The 16425-nt window shown below is 54.0% G+C and carries 25 protein-coding genes and 1 pseudogene; 23 read left to right on the forward strand and 3 right to left on the reverse strand.

The features are described from left to right. Nucleotides 1–3 precede the first annotated feature (3 nt). The 11 genes from Q7C21_RS16370 to Q7C21_RS16420 all read left to right on the forward strand — a co-directional run bounded on the left by Q7C21_RS16370 (nt 4) and on the right by Q7C21_RS16420 (nt 6864). The gene (locus tag Q7C21_RS16370) at nt 4–192 is read left to right on the forward strand and encodes a phage filamentation protein Fil family protein (RefSeq protein WP_375150903.1); all 189 of its coding nucleotides are present in this window, start codon (nt 4–6) and stop codon (nt 190–192) included. Then, on the forward strand, nt 156–494 hold the full coding sequence (locus tag Q7C21_RS16375; RefSeq protein ID WP_375150904.1) for a DUF5347 family protein: 339 nt from the start codon (nt 156–158) through the stop codon (nt 492–494). Before Q7C21_RS16370 ends, Q7C21_RS16375 begins: the two co-directional genes overlap by 37 nt. A 69-nt stretch (nt 495–563) precedes the next feature. Further along, nucleotides 564–791 (forward strand): DUF2732 family protein, encoded by a 228-nt coding sequence (locus Q7C21_RS16380; protein ID WP_313925785.1) that lies wholly within the window; start codon nt 564–566, stop codon nt 789–791. Then, a complete protein-coding gene (locus Q7C21_RS16385; RefSeq protein ID WP_375150905.1) occupies nt 791–1018 on the forward strand; it encodes a TraR/DksA family transcriptional regulator in 228 nt (75 codons plus the stop codon). The genes Q7C21_RS16380 and Q7C21_RS16385 overlap by 1 nt, the downstream gene beginning before the upstream one ends. Continuing rightward, on the forward strand, nt 1015–1830 hold the full coding sequence (locus Q7C21_RS16390) for a DNA adenine methylase (RefSeq protein WP_375150906.1): 816 nt from the start codon (nt 1015–1017) through the stop codon (nt 1828–1830). The genes Q7C21_RS16385 and Q7C21_RS16390 overlap by 4 nt, the downstream gene beginning before the upstream one ends. Continuing rightward, nucleotides 1827–2246, forward strand: coding sequence for a hypothetical protein (locus Q7C21_RS16395; RefSeq protein WP_375150907.1), 420 nt, complete (start codon nt 1827–1829; stop codon nt 2244–2246). Before Q7C21_RS16390 ends, Q7C21_RS16395 begins: the two co-directional genes overlap by 4 nt. After that, the gene (locus Q7C21_RS16400; RefSeq protein ID WP_375150908.1) at nt 2239–4608 is read left to right on the forward strand and encodes a replication endonuclease; all 2370 of its coding nucleotides are present in this window, start codon (nt 2239–2241) and stop codon (nt 4606–4608) included. Before Q7C21_RS16395 ends, Q7C21_RS16400 begins: the two co-directional genes overlap by 8 nt. Nucleotides 4609–4776: 168 nt before the next feature. Then, entirely contained in the window at nt 4777–4965 is a 189-nt protein-coding gene (locus tag Q7C21_RS16405) for a hypothetical protein (RefSeq protein ID WP_375150909.1), read from the forward strand. Between the two features lie 12 nt (nt 4966–4977). After that, nucleotides 4978–5217, forward strand: coding sequence for a DinI-like family protein (locus Q7C21_RS16410; protein WP_375150910.1), 240 nt, complete (start codon nt 4978–4980; stop codon nt 5215–5217). 73 nt (nt 5218–5290) lie between these two features. Next, nucleotides 5291–5557, forward strand: coding sequence for a hypothetical protein (locus Q7C21_RS16415; RefSeq protein ID WP_375150911.1), 267 nt, complete (start codon nt 5291–5293; stop codon nt 5555–5557). A gap of 305 nt (nt 5558–5862) precedes the next feature. Next, nucleotides 5863–6864, forward strand: coding sequence for a GTP pyrophosphokinase family protein (locus Q7C21_RS16420; RefSeq protein ID WP_375150912.1), 1002 nt, complete (start codon nt 5863–5865; stop codon nt 6862–6864). 35 nt (nt 6865–6899) lie between these two features. On the opposite strand, the gene Q7C21_RS16425 is transcribed toward Q7C21_RS16420, so the two are convergent. Continuing rightward, nucleotides 6900–7928, reverse strand: coding sequence for a phage portal protein (locus Q7C21_RS16425; protein WP_375150913.1), 1029 nt, complete (start codon nt 7926–7928; stop codon nt 6900–6902). Then, nucleotides 7929–9698, reverse strand: a pseudogene (locus Q7C21_RS16430) (terminase ATPase subunit family protein). Between the two features lie 143 nt (nt 9699–9841). Between Q7C21_RS16430 and Q7C21_RS16435 the strand changes: the two are divergent. The 12 genes from Q7C21_RS16435 (at nt 9842) to Q7C21_RS16490 (ending at nt 15683) form a co-directional block, all read left to right on the forward strand. Then, the gene (locus Q7C21_RS16435) at nt 9842–10696 is read left to right on the forward strand and encodes a GPO family capsid scaffolding protein (protein WP_375150914.1); all 855 of its coding nucleotides are present in this window, start codon (nt 9842–9844) and stop codon (nt 10694–10696) included. 16 nt (nt 10697–10712) lie between these two features. Then, a complete protein-coding gene (locus Q7C21_RS16440; protein WP_375150915.1) occupies nt 10713–11774 on the forward strand; it encodes a phage major capsid protein, P2 family in 1062 nt (353 codons plus the stop codon). 3 nt (nt 11775–11777) lie between these two features. After that, nucleotides 11778–12428 carry a terminase endonuclease subunit gene (locus Q7C21_RS16445; protein ID WP_375150916.1) on the forward strand — a complete coding sequence of 217 codons (651 nt, stop codon included), beginning with the start codon at nt 11778–11780 and terminating at the stop codon, nt 12426–12428. 99 nt (nt 12429–12527) lie between these two features. Further along, entirely contained in the window at nt 12528–12992 is a 465-nt protein-coding gene (locus Q7C21_RS16450; protein ID WP_061902068.1) for a head completion/stabilization protein, read from the forward strand. Continuing rightward, nucleotides 12992–13195 carry a tail protein X gene (locus tag Q7C21_RS16455; protein WP_375150917.1) on the forward strand — a complete coding sequence of 68 codons (204 nt, stop codon included), beginning with the start codon at nt 12992–12994 and terminating at the stop codon, nt 13193–13195. The genes Q7C21_RS16450 and Q7C21_RS16455 overlap by 1 nt, the downstream gene beginning before the upstream one ends. A gap of 3 nt (nt 13196–13198) precedes the next feature. Beyond that, entirely contained in the window at nt 13199–13411 is a 213-nt protein-coding gene (locus tag Q7C21_RS16460; protein WP_375150918.1) for a hypothetical protein, read from the forward strand. Then, nucleotides 13392–13901, forward strand: a complete 510-nt coding sequence (locus Q7C21_RS16465; protein ID WP_285087594.1) for a lysozyme — start codon at nt 13392–13394, stop codon at nt 13899–13901. The genes Q7C21_RS16460 and Q7C21_RS16465 overlap by 20 nt, the downstream gene beginning before the upstream one ends. Before the next feature lies 1 nt (nt 13902). After that, the gene (locus Q7C21_RS16470; protein WP_375150919.1) at nt 13903–14277 is read left to right on the forward strand and encodes a DNZ54_00345 family protein; all 375 of its coding nucleotides are present in this window, start codon (nt 13903–13905) and stop codon (nt 14275–14277) included. Then, nucleotides 14274–14702, forward strand: coding sequence for an Rz-like lysis system protein LysB (gene lysB / locus Q7C21_RS16475; protein WP_375150920.1), 429 nt, complete (start codon nt 14274–14276; stop codon nt 14700–14702). Before Q7C21_RS16470 ends, lysB begins: the two co-directional genes overlap by 4 nt. Then, nucleotides 14596–14835, forward strand: a complete 240-nt coding sequence (gene lysC, locus Q7C21_RS16480; RefSeq protein WP_233267932.1) for an Rz1-like lysis system protein LysC — start codon at nt 14596–14598, stop codon at nt 14833–14835. Before lysB ends, lysC begins: the two co-directional genes overlap by 107 nt. Then, on the forward strand, nt 14798–15229 hold the full coding sequence (locus tag Q7C21_RS16485) for a phage tail protein (protein ID WP_375150921.1): 432 nt from the start codon (nt 14798–14800) through the stop codon (nt 15227–15229). Before lysC ends, Q7C21_RS16485 begins: the two co-directional genes overlap by 38 nt. Further along, nucleotides 15222–15683, forward strand: a complete 462-nt coding sequence (locus Q7C21_RS16490; protein ID WP_375150922.1) for a phage virion morphogenesis protein — start codon at nt 15222–15224, stop codon at nt 15681–15683. The genes Q7C21_RS16485 and Q7C21_RS16490 overlap by 8 nt, the downstream gene beginning before the upstream one ends. A gap of 64 nt (nt 15684–15747) precedes the next feature. Here Q7C21_RS16490 and Q7C21_RS16495 read toward each other — a convergent pair whose 3' ends face one another. Beyond that, the gene (locus tag Q7C21_RS16495) at nt 15748–16419 is read right to left on the reverse strand and encodes a hypothetical protein (protein WP_375150923.1); all 672 of its coding nucleotides are present in this window, start codon (nt 16417–16419) and stop codon (nt 15748–15750) included. Nucleotides 16420–16425 lie beyond the last annotated feature (6 nt).

Raw genomic sequence — 16425 nt, forward strand, 5'->3', positions numbered from 1 at the left:
AATATGGCGTTTTCTGTGGCTCCGCTTCTTCGGCGGCAAAGCCCGTCCCACGCATACGGCCACGGCTGGATTGCGGCAGATAAGGGCAGACGCTGGCACCCGGCAATTTCACAGGCCGAACTGCTGGCAGGATTAACGGGTAAGAGGAAAGAATCATGGGTTACAAAGCTGAAAGTATCACTGTTCAGATGAACGCGGGGCAGCGCGCAAGTGCGCTTAATCATATCTCTGCGCTTCGTACCATGATGTACGGCGATTGCAGCAATGAGCTCAAACGCTTTATCGCAGACATGCGTAATAAGCGTGATCATCAGGCTGAACAGAATAGCCGCGCACTGAGCGCAATTTTCTTCCTGGCTAATATCAGCAAAGAACGTCACAGCGTTGATTTCAGTGAACTGACGAGTGACGAAGTTAAGGCGCTGATAAGTGCAATGAATCACTTAAAAGCAGTCGTGAGTTTATTTCCAAAGAATCTGACGTTACCTAATTAATTAACCCAAAGAAATTAAATGGCGTAAACCCGCCGGGCATTCTTTTGCCCGAATTCAGGAGAAAGAGAAATGCGAAATATACAGACCCGTAATTTTAAAGCAGACGAAGACGCGCTTAATGCCCTGCTGAGTAAGGCCAAAACTGAGCAGCGCTCTGATGATGCGCTGTCCGTTTCTATCCGCCTGGCCGCGCTGGCAATTCATGCCCGCAAACAGGAAATGTCAGCGGCGGAAATCATCGAGCTGCTGGACAAAGAAGCAGAACGCTTTGAGAACCAGGCGCAGGAGCTGCACTGATGGCCGACTCAATGGATCTGGTACAGCAGCGCGTGCAGGAAGAACTGGCGCGGAATCTGGCTAATGCAACTCACCGCTCTGCAGGGGCGAGTGAGTTTTTCTGCCTGTCGTGCGGCGAAGAAATCCCGGAGCTACGCCGCCGCGCACTGCCGGGCGTTTCCTTTTGCGTGACCTGCAAAGAAATCAGTGAGCGGAAAAGCCTGCATTACAAAGGGGCGGCATTATGAAGACCATCCTGAAATGGGCCGGCAGCAAGTCCGGCCTGATGCCTGAACTGATTAAGCATCTGCCCGCAGGTGATCGTCTGGTTGAGCCGTTTGTCGGTTCCTGCGCGGTCATGATGAATACGGATTACCCGGCTTATCTGGTGGCGGATGTTAATCCTGATCTGATTAACCTCTATCGTCAGGTTAAAGAGCATACGCGCCCGTTTATCGTCGTTGCGTTATCGCTCTTTACTCAGAATCAAACTGAGGAAAGTTATTATCAGGTACGCGAAGATTTTAACTTCACCGCTTCGCTGCCACTGCTGGAACGTGCAGCGCAATTCCTCTACCTGAACCGCCACGGCTACCGTGGCCTTTGCCGCTATAACAAGCGCGGCGAATTCAATAATCCTTACGGCTTTTACAAACAGTCATATTTCCCGCTGGCCGAAATCGAGGCTTTTGCCCTGAAGGCACAGCGCGCAACGTTTGAATGCCAGGGTTACAGCGAAACATTGGGAATGGTCCGTGCCGGTGATGTCGTGTACTGCGATCCGCCGTATCACGGCACGTTCACCGCTTATCACACCGATGGATTCAGCGACGATGATCAGCATTCACTGGCCTGCGTCCTGCTGGGTATCTCTGAGCGCAACCCGGTGATTGTTTCAAACAGCGACACCCTGTTTACACGCAGTATCTTCCGTGAATTTGACCTGACAAAAGTCACTGCCCCCCGCTCTGTTGGCGTTGCTGCCGGTGAAGGCAAGAAGGCGTCAGAAATTATCGCTACCCGTACCCCCGTATCACTTCAAAAAAGGATTGCATCATGACTCATGAGGAAAAGCAGCGGCTGATCGCCTGCTGCAAAAAACAGATCGCTCAGTTTGAGCATTGCCTGGAGTTTTTCTATGTCGGGGAAAAAGGGCTTGCGGAGTTCATCGTTGATGTGAGAAGCGAGCTGCAAATTCAGAGAATTGCGCTGGCGGCACTGGAGGCTGAGCCTGTGCGTTACTTGAATAGGTTTTCCGGCACCTGCGTTTCATTGGAGCAGCAGCCGAATGCCTCAGAGGATGAATCTGTATATCAGCCTCTGTTTACTGTTGCCGCGCCAGTAGCTCTTGCCGCACCGGTAAAAATCCCGGATTTCCGTATTTACTGTGGCTCCAATGTGAAATATCGCGTTGCTAAAGACATGATCGCTCATGCGATTCGTGAGGCTGGTCATGAAGTTGAGCGTTATGACTGAGCTATTAGCATATCCCTGGAATGCCGCTAAAAAGGCAATAAATCCAAAACTGGACCCGGCGGAAGTTGCGCCGGTGTCCGCGCTTTCAAACCTGATCGCTCTCTATGCTGCGGATAACGAGCAGGAGCAGCTGCGCCGTGAGGCAGTGAGCGATCAGGTCTGGGACCGCTACTTTTTCAACGAGTCACGCGATCCTGTTCAGCGCGAAATTGTGCAGGACAAAATTATCAGCCGGGCAAAGATGGCCCGCGAACAGCAGCAGTTTAATCCCGATCTGGTCATAGTGGCCGATGTCAGCGCCCAGCCTTCGCACATCTGCAAGCCTCTCATGGAGAGGGTAAAGTTTTTCCACAATCTCGGCAGGCCGCAGGCTTATTCCCGTTACCTGCGCGAAACCATCCGCCCATGCCTTGAGAGGCTGGCCCGCGTGCGCGAAAGCCAGATTTCTGTCTCCTTCCGTTTCATGGCAGGTCACGACGGGCTTGACGGTCTGCTCGCATTACCTGAAATGAATCAGAACCAGGTCAAGCGCTTATCAACGCTGGTCGCTGCGCACATGAGCATGTGCCTTGATAAAGCCAGCGGCCATCTGTTCGTCAGTGACGACGTGAAGCCGGAGCAGGTCCGCCAGGCATGGGAAGTCGTTGCGGCGGAGGCGATGCGCCTGGACGTAATCCCCCCGGCCTTTGAGCAACTGCGCCGCAAAAAGCGCCGCCGCAAGCCCGTACCCTATGATCTGATCCCGCCATCACTGGCCCGTATGCTTTGCGCGGACTGGTGGTATCGCAAGCTGTGGCAGCAGCGCTGCGAATGGCGCGAAGAACAGCTGCGCGCTGTCTGTCTGGTCAACAAAAAAGCCTCCCCTTACGTCAGCTTTGAAGCGGTGATCCATAAGCGGGAGCAGCGCCGGAAGTGTCTGGAGTTCTTCCGCTCACATGAGCTGGTCAGCGATGAAGGCGATACGCTTGATATGGAAGATGTTGTAAATGCCAGCAACAGCAATCCCGCTAACCGTCGCTTAGAAATGATGGCCTGTGTTAAGGGTCTGGAGCTTATCGCGGAAATGCGCGGCGACTGCGCCGTGTTCTACACCATCACCTGCCCGTCACGTTTTCACGCCACGCTTAATAACGGCAGGCCGAATCCGAAGTGGACCACTGCCACCGTTCGGCAGAGCAGTGATTATCTGGTTGATACCTTCGCTGCCTTCCGCAAGGCCATGCATAAAGCCGGGATGCGCTGGTATGGCGTGCGGGTTGCTGAGCCGCACCATGATGGCACCGTACACTGGCACCTGCTGTGCTTCATGCGCAAAAAGGAGCGCCATTCAGTCACTGCACTGCTGCGGAAATTTGCCATTCGCGAAGACCGCGAAGAGCTTGGCAACAACACCGGGCCACGCTTTAAAGCTGAGCTGATCAACCCGCGCAAAGGTACGCCTACCAGCTATATCGCTAAATACGTCAGTAAAAATATTGATGGCCGTGGCCTGTCTGATGAAATCAGTGCAGAAACAGGTAAATCACTGCGCGACAGCGCGGAGAACGTGGGCGTGTGGGCGTCACTTCATCGTGTTCAGCAGTTCCGCTTCTTTGGCATTCCGGGCCGTCAGGCTTACCGGGAACTGCGCGTGCTTGCCCGACAGGCGTTAAGGAATCAGAGCGATAAAAAAGCCGGTTCGCCGGTGCTTGAAAATGCGCAGCTGGATGCGGTGCTGGCCGCTGCAGATGCGGGCTGTTTTGCTACCTACATCATGAAGCAGGGCGGCGTTCTGGTTCCACGTAAACATCACATCGTCAGAACTGCTTACGAGATTAACGACGAGCCAACCCCTTACGGCGATCACGGCACCCGCATTTATGGCATCTGGTCCCCGTTAGTAGCAGGCCGCATCTGCACGCACGCAGTGAAGTGGAAAATGGTCCGTAAGGCCGTTGACGTTCAGGAGGCGACAGCCGACCAGGGCGCTAGCGCCCCTTGGACTCGTGGCAATAACTGTCCCCCTGATGAAAAAATGTACATTTCAGGGGGCAGTCCGGTATCTGTTGAACCTATAGAACCAGGTGAAACGCTTCTGTATGGCCCGGCAGACTTCGACAATATGACCAGAAAACAGCGCCGGGATCTGCTGGCGCGTCTTCGGGTGGTTAAGCCGCGCCAGCGACAGAGTTACAAACAGAAAATTGACGATGACCAGCGGGCGCTTCTGGTTACAGAGCTGCGGGTGAGAGGTTTTACCGGCGAAGAAGAAGAAACAGACCTGCTGCTGTCCGGGGGAAGCCTTGATTCTGGTGCAGGAATGCGCATTTTTTACAGTAAAGGACGGCTGCAGGAGGATGATAAATGGAGTCGCTGGATCTAGCCTTCATCGCATCTGGGTGGTGTAACCGGATAAAAATCAATGGGTAGGCAAAGCCCGTATCTCGGCAAAAATTCAGAAAACGGCCTATTGATAGTAAAAAATAATTTCACATTTGAAAATTGATAATATGCTGTATGCATAACCAGTTGTTGATTGTGCGGAGGGAATATGCAGGATTGTTTTTTAGAGTCGATGAAGTTGCAGCGTATTGATTTTTTTATAAAACTTGTTGCTGCTAGCGATTGTTCTGAGGAAGAAAAACGTTTAGCGATTCAGTGGGTTTCTGAGCTTACTGACGAGCTGATGCGTAAGGTCAGAAATCACGACTATTCACGTTTGATGCAAGTGCCAGAATGATAGGGGGATCACATGCGAATCGAAATTATGATTAATAAACAGCAGAAGATTAGCCCGAATATTATCACTGCACTTGAGGCCGAACTTTACCGGAATTTTCTACCATTTTATCCCGACACCACTATTCGAATTCGGGAAGGTAGCGCAAATGGCGTCATATTGAGCGGAGTCAGGCAGGACGATGAGAAAAAGAACGTAATGGATATTCTGCAATCAGTATGGGAAGACGACAGCTGGCAATACCAACACTGATAACGTTGCTGGCGTCAAAATTCATTTTTGGCGCTGGCAAGGTTGAACAACGAGCATTGCGAGGCGTTAGGCGATGGCCGGTAGCGATTCAAATTATCAGGTAGTTTACCGGGGCGAAAGCCTGACTGATTATGCGCCAGGCGGATTGGTTTTCTTTCAGCGGCCAAAAGAGAACGGCGGCGGCTTCTGGTTAGGTCGCACCTTTGACGGGATTTTCTGGTTTGAAATTCATGAGCCGGTTTCTCTTTCGCAGGGGCTGATTTATCTTCAGGGGCAGAAAAATTCTTTCCCGGCTGATGTGAAATACATATCCCTGGATAATAATCTGTCACTGTTCTGACTCTATGCGCGTGAGTGCATGTCTATGCTGCATGAATTCGCATGATCCCAAAAGGATCGTTAGCCCTCCGGCCCGCCAGTACTGGCGGGCTTTTGCTTATGTCATGCAGGTGCATGAAAACCACTGCATAAAGCGGGCAGGCGTGGCGGGGGTACGAGCGCGCGCTGAAGGTTATAGCAATGCCGATGTAATAAGAATTGACAACAATCCAAAATTGAATGAGATTAATCTTAATAGGGGTTTTTTGCTATAGCTAATACATTTTATCTAAATGGTTAAGGCTTTACATAATTTGAGGAAGATAAATGGATAGAGAAATTTTGACTGTCGAGTATAAAAATAGCGTAGGAATAGCTGAGCAATTTAGCATCAGTTTGGTTGAGCAATTAGCAAGGTTGCTTTCTGAACGAAATGTAACTCTTGGGGTGCCAATCGAGAGCCGAGTAAAAGATTTTGACTCTCTTAATTCTAAGCTGGAAAGAAAAGAAATTGAAATAGCTAAAGTAACTGACCTTGACGACTTTGTAGGGGTAAGGGTTATTTTGTTGTTCAAAAGGGATCTTGACTATGTAACCAAATGCATTAAAGAAAAATTTGTCATCCTTCATGAGGAAGATAAACTCCATGGGTTAGCTGAAGATAAATTTGGCTATCAATCTAGACATTATATTGTGAAAGTACCTGATGCTTGGCTAGAGATACCTACGTTTAGCTCGTTTGGAGAGCTTAAAGCTGAAATTCAAGTTCGTACGCTAGCTCAACATATCTGGGCTGCAGCTTCTCATAAATTGCAATATAAGCATGAAAAAAGTGTTCCTCCACAGTTGCGTCGTGCCATTAATAGAGCTTCTGCAATTCTAGAGGTTGTCGATCTTGAGTTTGAAAGGATTCTCGACGATAGAGAGCAATACATTGCTTCTATAGAGGATGAAAATGTAACGGATTTAACGGATGAGCAGTTAAATGTTGAGAGCCTTAAGCTTGTTGCTAATAAATATTTACCACCCGAAAATGCCAAGCCTGACGATGATTTTGACCAGCTTTTTGCTGAGTTATATAACAACAATATAAAAACCACGAGTCAATTAATTCGCATTTTGGAAGAGTCACTTCCTGATGTGCTAAAAGAAGATAAAGAACTTGTCGAAAGAAAAAATGCCGAGCTTGCTAAAGGTAAATCTTTAACAGGTGTGTCTAATGTGGAAAGGCTTTTGAGAGGTGTGTATTTCAGTCATGTTGGATTGATAAGAGTGTCAGTGAGGAATTATTTAGGAGATACTTTTAATCCTTTGCCACATAATGAATAAACTTCCTTGATCATCTTATGATGATCAAGGTTTTTCTAATCTAAGATGTAATCACTAAATGTTATTATCTCTTCGCCTAACCAAACATTGAGCTCCTCTAAGCGCTTTTGCAATGGCATGAGTTCATTACGTACAAAAACTCTGCTTGCTTTTTCAACATCTCCAAAACCTCCAACATTATTTGGCATAATCCCCATCATCTGCGGCGGTACGCGGTGCGCCGCCATCATGTCATCGCGGCTCACGTTCTTGATGTTCAGAAATTCATCCTTGGCCGCCACCTCTGACAGCGGGATGATCTGAATCCCGTCTTTCTTTCCGTTGGGGGAATACATAAACAGATTGCGGAAGTTGCCCGGCCCCTTCGCGCTCTTCATCGCTTTGCGGATGTTGTCCACATCCTCCTGATTCTGCGCGGCGTCGGTCATGTACATGATGAAACCGGCGTGGCTGCCGTTGAGATAATACTTGCGGCGGAACAGCGTAGCCGACTCATTCAGCAGCGTTGACGGGATGGCGGACAGGTATTCCGGCAGGCCGTAAATCTCCTGATTAAGGTCCGGTTCCATCAGGTGAAACACGCTGCCCGGCGTAAACTGGTAGGGCTGCGTGGTCAGGCCATACTGTGCAAACCAGTAGGTGTCTAAATCGGTGCCGCGCCGGGTGAATTTCGCCAGCGATGGCTCAAGAGCAATCACGCCGCCCAAGCGGTTAGTTCGCTTCTCAAGGTAGGCGTTACCGAATACCAGATAGTCCTGGATAAAGCGGCTGAACGCCTGACCACTTAGCAGCCGGTGCGGGATAAACGTGCTGGTCAGGATGTTGCGCTTCACGTTCAGCGGTGAGCTGTGATGTACGGCGGCGCGGAACGTTCGCGCCAGCCCGTCAAAACTCACCGGCGGCTCATACCACCGGTCCAGCACTACGCATTCCACATAGTCCAGCAGTTCGCGGCGGTCCAGCACCGGGATCGGGTCGCCAAAGGTGAACGCTTCCGCCGCCGGGCCGCCGGTCATCTGCTCCTGCACGGGCTGCGTGCGCGTGCGGTTCCTGCGTTTGCTCATTTAAAAAATCTCCATGATGTTGCGTGTGTGGGCGGATTCACCCTGCAGCGGTTCGTTTGCCAGCGCGTGCATGGCCGCCCAGGCTAAGTCCGCGTGGCTGGCTTCTTCGCTACGGCTGGCTTCGTAGGTCGGGCGGTTGCCGCTGGCCGTGGTGGCACGGCGGATTGCCATAAATGACTGCGCGATGTCGAGGTGGCCGGCGTCGAATTCCAACCGCCCGCCGCTGATGATGTCGAATGCCTTCAGCACCAGGGCGTTTTTTACGGTCGGGTTGTAGACGAACTCTTTCACCGCCGGGAAAAACGCTTTTACGTTTTCATAAACCCCCAGGCCAACGCCGGTGGAGTCGATGCCGATATAGGTGACGTTATACTGCTGCGTCAGTTTTTTGATGGACTCAGCCTGCGCCCGGAAGTCCATACCGCGCCACTGATGCCGCTCAAGGATGCGGAACTTACCGCCCGGCACGGCGGGCGGAGCCATGACCACGCACCCGGCGCTGTCGCCTTTCTGCGTGCCCTTCGCCGGGTCGTACCCGATCCAGACTTCACGCCAGCCGAACGGACGCAGCGCCAGTGCTTCGAAATCGTCTTTCCACACTTCCCAGCTGTCCACCATGCATTTCTGCAGCAGCTGCAGCGGGAAGACGGACGCGAGATCATCCACGAATTCACACATCAGCAGGTTCTGGTATTCCGGCGGGCTGTATTCCAGGCGCAGCTGGTCAAGGTCAAACAGGTTACAGCCGCCGCGCACCGCATCCTCTACGGTAACAATCTGGCGAAACTGGCCGTCATCGCAGAAGCGGCCCGGCGACAGGTTCGGGTGCGTCAGGTCAATGTCTACGCGGTCCGCCTTCGCGCGGCCCCGGTTATAGAGCGCGCCGGACCAGAACGGATAGGCGCTGTGCGTCAGGCTGGACGGCGTGGAAAAGTAGGTCTGCCGCCACTTCTTATGCAGCGCCATGCCGGACGCCACCTTGCGCAGTTCCTGAAACTTCGGGATCCAGAAATATTCATCCAGGTAAAGATTGCCGTGATAGCTCTGTGCGGTGCGGGCGTTTGTGCCTAAGAAGTACAGGCACGCGCCGTTACTCAGCGTCATCGGGTCGCCCTTAAGTTCAACGTCCGCCTCTTTGGCGAATTCGATGATGTACTGCTTAAAGACGTGCGCCTGCGCCTTGCTGGCCGACAGAAAAATCTGGTTGCGCCCGGTGGTCAGCGCATCGATCAGCGCCTCGCGGGCAAAGTAAAACGTCGCACCAATCTGGCGGGATTTAAGCACGTTGCGGATGCGGTGCTTGTTACCCGCATCCCACCACTGGCGCTGGTAGCCGAACATTGAGCTGTGGAAGATTTCCTGCAGTTTCTCAATCTACTCGTCGGTGAACAGGTTCTTTATTGGTGCTGATCGCGAGCCTTTGTTGCGGTTTTCCACGTTGGGGTTCAGGTCGGCTTCATTGCCGCCGTTATTGAATTTCCCGATCCGGGCGTGGCGCTCTGACTGCCGGGCCAGCAGGTCGATTTCTTTATAGTCCTTCCCTTCCTTCGTCTCCTTCATGACCAGTTGGCAGTAGCGTGCGGCGGTAGTCAGCTGCATCTGATCCAGCGGGCCATAGTCGCCCCACCTGTCGCGCTTTTTCCAGCTGTGAACGGTTGCGGGTTTCTCTCCCAGCATTTCAGCAATGCGGGCGATGCGGTATCCCTGAAAGTGCAGCAGCAAAGCCTGCCTGCGGGGATCGAGGTCTTCGGGGGCGGGTGTCATGTTCATGCAGCCAAAATACGGCCCCGCCGCCGCCTTTTCTGCTGTCCCTCATTGTGTCGTAAGTCGTACAACGTCCGCGCGTTGTTTCGCTACCCCCCTCACCGCAAACATAGGGCCTCAGAGCGATTTATCACAACGGAGCCTGGACAATGGCAAAGAAAGCAAAGCGTTTCCGTATCGGGGTGGAAGGTGCCACCACGGACGGGCGCACCATCGAGCGCAGCTGGCTTGAGCAGATGGCGGCAAAATACGATCCGGCTGTTTATACCGCCGTCATCAACATGGAACACATCAAGGGCTACACGCCGGATAGTCCGTTCCGCCGGTTCGGTGTCATTGATGCGCTGGACACTGAAGAAATCAAAGACGGATTGCTGAAAGGAAAGCTGGGGCTTTTTGCCACGATTTCCCCGTCGGATGATCTGATCGATATGACCGGCAAAATGCAGAAGCTGTTCACGTCGATGGAAATCAGCCTGAAGTTTGCCGATACCGACGCACCTTATCTGGTTGGTCTGGCCGTCACTGATGACCCGGCAAGCCTCGGCACCGAAATGCTGGCCTTCAGTGCCAAAGCGGAGCAGAACCCGCTGGCAAAACGCAAGCAGCACCCGGAAAACCTGTTCAGCGCGGCCACCGAAACGGTGATCGAACTGGAAGACGTGCCGGAGGAAAAGCCCGCCCTGTTTACCCGCATCAAAGCCATGTTTGCAAAGCAGCAGCAGACCGATGCCGCCCGCTTCAGCGACGTGCATCAGGCAGTTGAGCTGATTGCCAGCGAACAGCAGCAGTACGGCACCCGCACCGATAAGGCGCTGCAGGAGCAGACTGAACGCCTGAGCAGGCTGGAAGCGGACCTGCAGACGCGCGTCCTTGAGTTTGATGCTCAGAAAGCTGATTTCAGTGAGCTGAAAGAGCAGCTGGAGCGCGAAGACGGTCGCAAAGATTTCCGCCAGCGCACGCCGGGTGGCAACGCGCCAGCCGGACACCTGACCAACTGCTAAAGGAGCAGTAAACCCCATGAAAAAGAATACCCGTTTTGCCTTCAACGCCTTTCTGGTGCAGCTGGCGCGCGTTTACAAAGTTGAGCAGGAAGAGCTGCACGGCAAGTTCAGCGTGGAGCCGTCCGTTGCGCAGACGCTTGAAGATACCATTCAGCAGTCAACGGCATTTCTGACCCTGGTTAACGTGATCGGCGTAACCGATCAGTCAGGCCAGCTGCTAGGCCTCGGCGTCGGCAGCACCATCGCAGGCACCACCGATACCGGTGCCAAAGAGCGTGAGCCGACTGACCCGACGGATATGTCGGACATCAGCTACAAGTGCGAACAGACCAACTTCGATACGGCCATCACCTACGCGAAGCTGGACCTGTGGGCGAAGTTTCAGGACTTCCAGACTCGCATCCGCGACGCCATCGTGAAGCGACAGGCGCTGGACCGCATCATGATCGGCTTCAACGGCGTGAAGCGTGCCAAAACCTCCAACCGCGCGGAAAACCCGCTGCTGCAGGACGTAAATAAGGGTTGGCTGCAAAAGGTCCGCGAAGATGCGCCTGATAACGTCATGGGCAGCACCACCAAAGAAGGCACAACCACCGCCGCGCCAGTGAAGGTCGGCAAGGGCGGAGCCTATGCCAACCTCGACGCGCTGGTGATGGATGCGGTGAACGAGCTTATCGATCCCATCTTCCAGGACGACGACGAACTGGTGGTGATCTGCGGACGTGAGCTGCTGTCCGACAAGTATTTCCCGCTGGTCAACAGCGATCAGGCCAACACCGAAAAGCTGGCCGCTGACATGATCATCAGCCAGAAACGCATGGGCGGCCTGCAGGCGGTGCGCGCGCCGTACTTCCCGGCAAACGCTGTGCTGATCACCCGTCTGGATAACCTGTCCATCTACTGGCAGGAAGATTCCCGCCGCCGTTCGCTGATTGATAATCCGAAGCGTGACCGCATCGAAAACTTTGAGTCGGTCAACGAGGCGTACGTGGTGGAGGATTACCGCTGCGCGGCGCTGATCGAGAATATCGAAATCGTGGCCGCTGCTGCTGCGCAGTCAGCCGGTGCAGAGGGTTAATTCATGAGCCTGAGTCCCGCACGGCAGCACCGCCAGCGCGTCCAGGCTGAACAGGCCGCCCGTCAGGGCGGCAGTGTTCGCCACGCCAGCGGCTATGAGCTGATGCTGATGCAGCTGAATGAAGACCGCCGCCGCCTCAAGGGCATTCAGTCCACCGTGAAGAAGGCGGAAATTAAGGTCGAAGTCCTGCCGAAATACGTTGCCTGGGTGGACGGTGTGCTGACCGCCGATGGCGGGCAGCAGGACGACGTGCTGATGTACGTGATGCTGTGGCGCATTGACGCCGGTGACTATGCCGGTGCGCTCACCATTGGCCGCCACGCGCTGAAACACGGCTGGGGAATGCCGCAGGGCTTTAACCGCAACGTGCAGACGCTGCTGGCCGAAGAAATGGCCGACGCCGCTAAAAATGCCCTTCAGGCAAAAAACACCTTCGATTCCGCACTGCTGCTGCAGACGCTTGATGCGATTGGCGATCGGGACATGCCCGATCAGTCGCGCGCGCGCCTGCACAAGTCCATCGGCTGGGTGCTGCGCGAAAGCCAGCCCGTCTCTGCGCTGAACCATCTTCAGCAGGCCATGCAGCTTGATGAGCGCTGCGGTGTGAAAAAAGACATTGAGCAGCTGGAGCGGAAAATCCGTAACGCCAGCTGATAACCGGACGTGCCCACGCGCGGGGCGGCACGGGGTGGCGACAGGCAGCGCCGCATCAAAATCCCGTCCACCGCCCACCTATTCAGGAGTAACAAAGCAATGGAATTTATCGCGCCACAGAAGGCGACGGCAGCGCCGGACATTATCCCCAACAACTCATTCTGGCCGGACGTTGATCTGGCGAAGTTCCGCAGCGTCATGCGCGTTGACGGCACCGTGACGCCGGAGCGTCTGCGTCAGGTGGTGCTGACCGCGATGGCGGAGGTTAACGCGGAGCTTTACCCGTGGCGTGAGCGGCAGGAGCTGGCTGGTCATAACGGCCTGGCTGACGTTCCGGCTGAGAAGCTGGCCGGTGTGAGCGTGCGGCTGCATCACTATGAAAATGCGGTGTGGTGCTGGACGCGTGCGGTGCTGAACGAGCGTTATCAGGACTTTGACGCCACCGCGACAGCAGTTAAGCGCGGCGAAGAACTGAGCGATGCCAGCGGCGATCTCTGGCGCGATGCGCGCTGGGCCATCAGCCGTGTGCAGGACATGCCGCACTGCACCGTGGAGCTTATCTGATGAAGGTGCGTGCGCAGCAGTATGACACGGTGGACGCACTCTGCTGGCGTCACTACGGGCGCACGCAGGGCATGACGGAACAGATGCTGCAGGCAAATCCGGGGCTGGCGGAGCACGGCCCCCTCTTACCGCACGGGCTGGAGGTGGAGCTGCCGGACGTGACAGCGACGGCCACCGTGCAGGCCGTCCAGCTTTGGGACTGAATCATGTGGGAAAAAATCACCACCTTTTTAACCTGGTGCATTGCGGTAGTGATGGCGTGGCTGGGCGGCATGGACCTGAAAGACATGTCCACCGTGGCCGGTGTGCTTATCGGCCTGCTGATGGCGCTTATCAGCTGGTACTACAAACACAAAACCTATCAGCTTCTGGCAAGCGGGCGCATCACGCGGGGGGAGTATGAATCTGCAGACCGTTAAACGCTGCGCCGTGGGCGTGGTGCTGGCGCTGGCCGCATCAATGCCCGGATTTCAGCAGCTGCACACCTCCGTGGAGGGGCTGCGGCTGATTGCGGATTACGAGGGCTGCCGCCTGCAGCCGTACCAGTGCAGCGCGGGAAAGTGGACCGACGGGATCGGTAACACGTCCGGCGTGGTGCCGGGTAAGTCCATCACGGAACGGCAGGCGGCGGGGAATTTCATCACCAACGTGTTGCGCACTGAAGCGGCACTGGCGCGCTGCGTGGCGGTTTCCATGCCGCAGCAGGTTTATGACGCGCTGGTGTCGCTGGCGTTCAACGTCGGGACCGGCAACGTGTGCGGTTCAACAATGGTGGCGTTGCTGAAAAAGGGTAAATGGCGCGATGCGTGTTATCAGCTGCCGCGCTGGGTGTACGTGAAAGGCGTATTTAATCAGGGGCTGGATAACCGGCGCGGGCGTGAGCTGGCCTGGTGCCTTAAAGGAGTGTGATATGCAGATGATTAAAACATGGTGGTTTACGGCGTTACTCGCCGTCCTGCTGACGCTGGTCAGTATCAGTCACGGCAGCTTTGCGGGCTATCCGCTGGCGGCGCTGCTTTGGGCGGAGTTTATCGCATGGGCTTTCATCGGTTTTTCAGGGCTGTGCTGCGCTGCAGCTTTTACCGGCAGGGAGCGTAAACGGGTGTTTGCGTGGCTGCTGCGGTTTGCGCAGCTGGCTGACCGCGTGCCGCTCAGGTGGTATCACCGCGTAATTATCGCAGTGGTGATGTGGACAGCGGGATGGCAGCTGACGGTGCTCATGAGCCTGAACGCCTTGTTTTATTGCTGGATGATCAGACCAGAGCTTAAGCAGGCCGCAGCATGACGCGCGCACTGGCCGTTATAGTGCTGATCCTGCTGCTTGTCACCGGCGTGCAGTCTTACCGGCTGAGCAGCGCCCACGGCAGGATTGATGCGCAGCAGACCACCATTGAGGGCCAGGGCAAAAAGCTGAGCCAGAAAAACAGCCAGCTGATTGCCCTGAACATCCTGACGCAGACCAGCAGCCAGGCGCAGACGCAGCTTTACGCCGCCGCCGAACGCAACGGCCAGCTGCTGCGCGACCGGCAGCGAAAGATTGAGGAACTGAAACGTGAAAATGAAGACCTGCGCAGCTGGGCTGATGCCGCTCTGCCTGATCCTGTTGTCCGGCTGCGCCAGCGACCGGCCCTCTCAGGAGGTGAATCTTACCGTGAGTGGCTGTCCGAAAATCACCCGCTGCCAGCTGGACCCGGCAGCGCCGCGCACTAACGGCGACCTTCTGGCTCTGCTGGACGAGACGGAAGCCGCCTGGGCGGCATGTGCCGGTAAGGTCGATACCATCATCAGCTGTCAGGAAAAAGACGATGAACAAGCCGCAGTCCTTACGCAGCGCCCTGAATAAGTCGGTCCCTTACGTGGCCGACAACCCGGACCGCCTGCACCTGTTCGTGGACAGCGGCCAGCTGGTCGCCACGTCTGCCCCATCCCTGTCGTGGGAATATCGCTACACACTGAACGTGGTGATCACCGACTTTACCGGCGACCAGAACCTGCTGATGGCCCCGGTGCTTTTGTGGCTGCAGAAAAACCAGCCCGACGCGCTGCAGAACAGCGAGGCGCGCGAAAGGCTGTTTTCATTTGAGGTGGATATTCTGGGCAATGACCGCTGCGACATCAGCATGGACGTGAAGCTGACCGAGCGCGTGCTGGCAACGACGGTAGACGGGAAAATCAGTATTGAGGCGGTGCCCGAGCCGGACGCGCCGGAGGAAGTCTGGACGGTGAAACGTGGCTGAACTGCATGAAGTGGACGCCTGGCTGGCGGCGCTGCTCTCACAGCTGGAGCCTGCCGCCCGGAAAAAGATGCTGCGCGAGGTGGCACGCGACGTGCACCGCATTCAGCAGGCAAACATCACCGCACAGCGTTCCCCGGACGGCACCGCATGGGAGCCGCGCCGAATCAGCGCCCGCAGCAAAAAGGGGCGCATCCGTCGCGGCATGTTTGCGAAGCTGAAAACGGCAAAGTATCTGAAGGCGCAGGCAGGCGCGGACGCAGCTGAAGTTGCCTTTGTGCCGGGGGTTCAGAAGCTGGCGCGCGTCCATCATTACGGACTGCGGGACCGGGTAAGCCGCCGCGGCCCGATGGTGAAATATGCGGAGCGTCCGTTATTAGGATTAAGTGAGGAAGTAGAAAAGGAAATCAGAGAGGTTTGTATAAACTTTCTAGACTCAAAAGGTTTATTAAAATAGGAGATTGACCGCATTAACCTCCTACCTAAAATTAATCGAGATGAATTACAAGAACATTGCAAAGCTAATTTTTATTAATCTTTCCTGACATGTAATACAATAAAAATATACCAAGAATAAGCAAAATGATAGATATGGAATTATAAATACTCCACTGGCTGGGTTCTATCGTAGACAAAATCAACAGAATAACTGATGCTATACCAAGCATAATTGGTTCAACAGCCTCATCAGGACCTTCAGTGACAAGCATGTAAGCCAGCTGTAATCCGCAAGAAATAGCTAATGCATTTGCAACATAGGTTAAAGTTTTAATATGCCTAACATGTGATATTAGAGGCCACCTATCAACACTTTCAGTCCATGTTAATTTAATTAAATGAAAATCCCTAACACTCCAATAATAAATGACATGACTCACGTTCACTTTATCGAAGACATTGAGTGTGTCAAGAATTTCAATAACACCTTTTGCCATTAACAGTAAACTTAAACAAATGAAAATTATTTTTTGGGCGTAAGCCTGTAAATGTTGAGCTGAGAATGCCACTTTATCATATGGTTTCCTAACCCTAGGCCATATGGGTAAAAGTTGTTTGTCAAACTCCTCTTTTGTAGGTGATCCATTATATCCAACTATATTTCCTATATCTCTCCTAAAACTTCTGTTAAAACCGAGCAAAACTAATATCACTACACCAATAATTATAAAAGACCATAATAGATATTTGTCCATTATTTA

Source organism: Pantoea sp. ANP04 (assembly GCF_041982285.1).
GTDB classification, from domain to species: Bacteria; Pseudomonadota; Gammaproteobacteria; order Enterobacterales; family Enterobacteriaceae; genus Pantoea; species Pantoea eucalypti.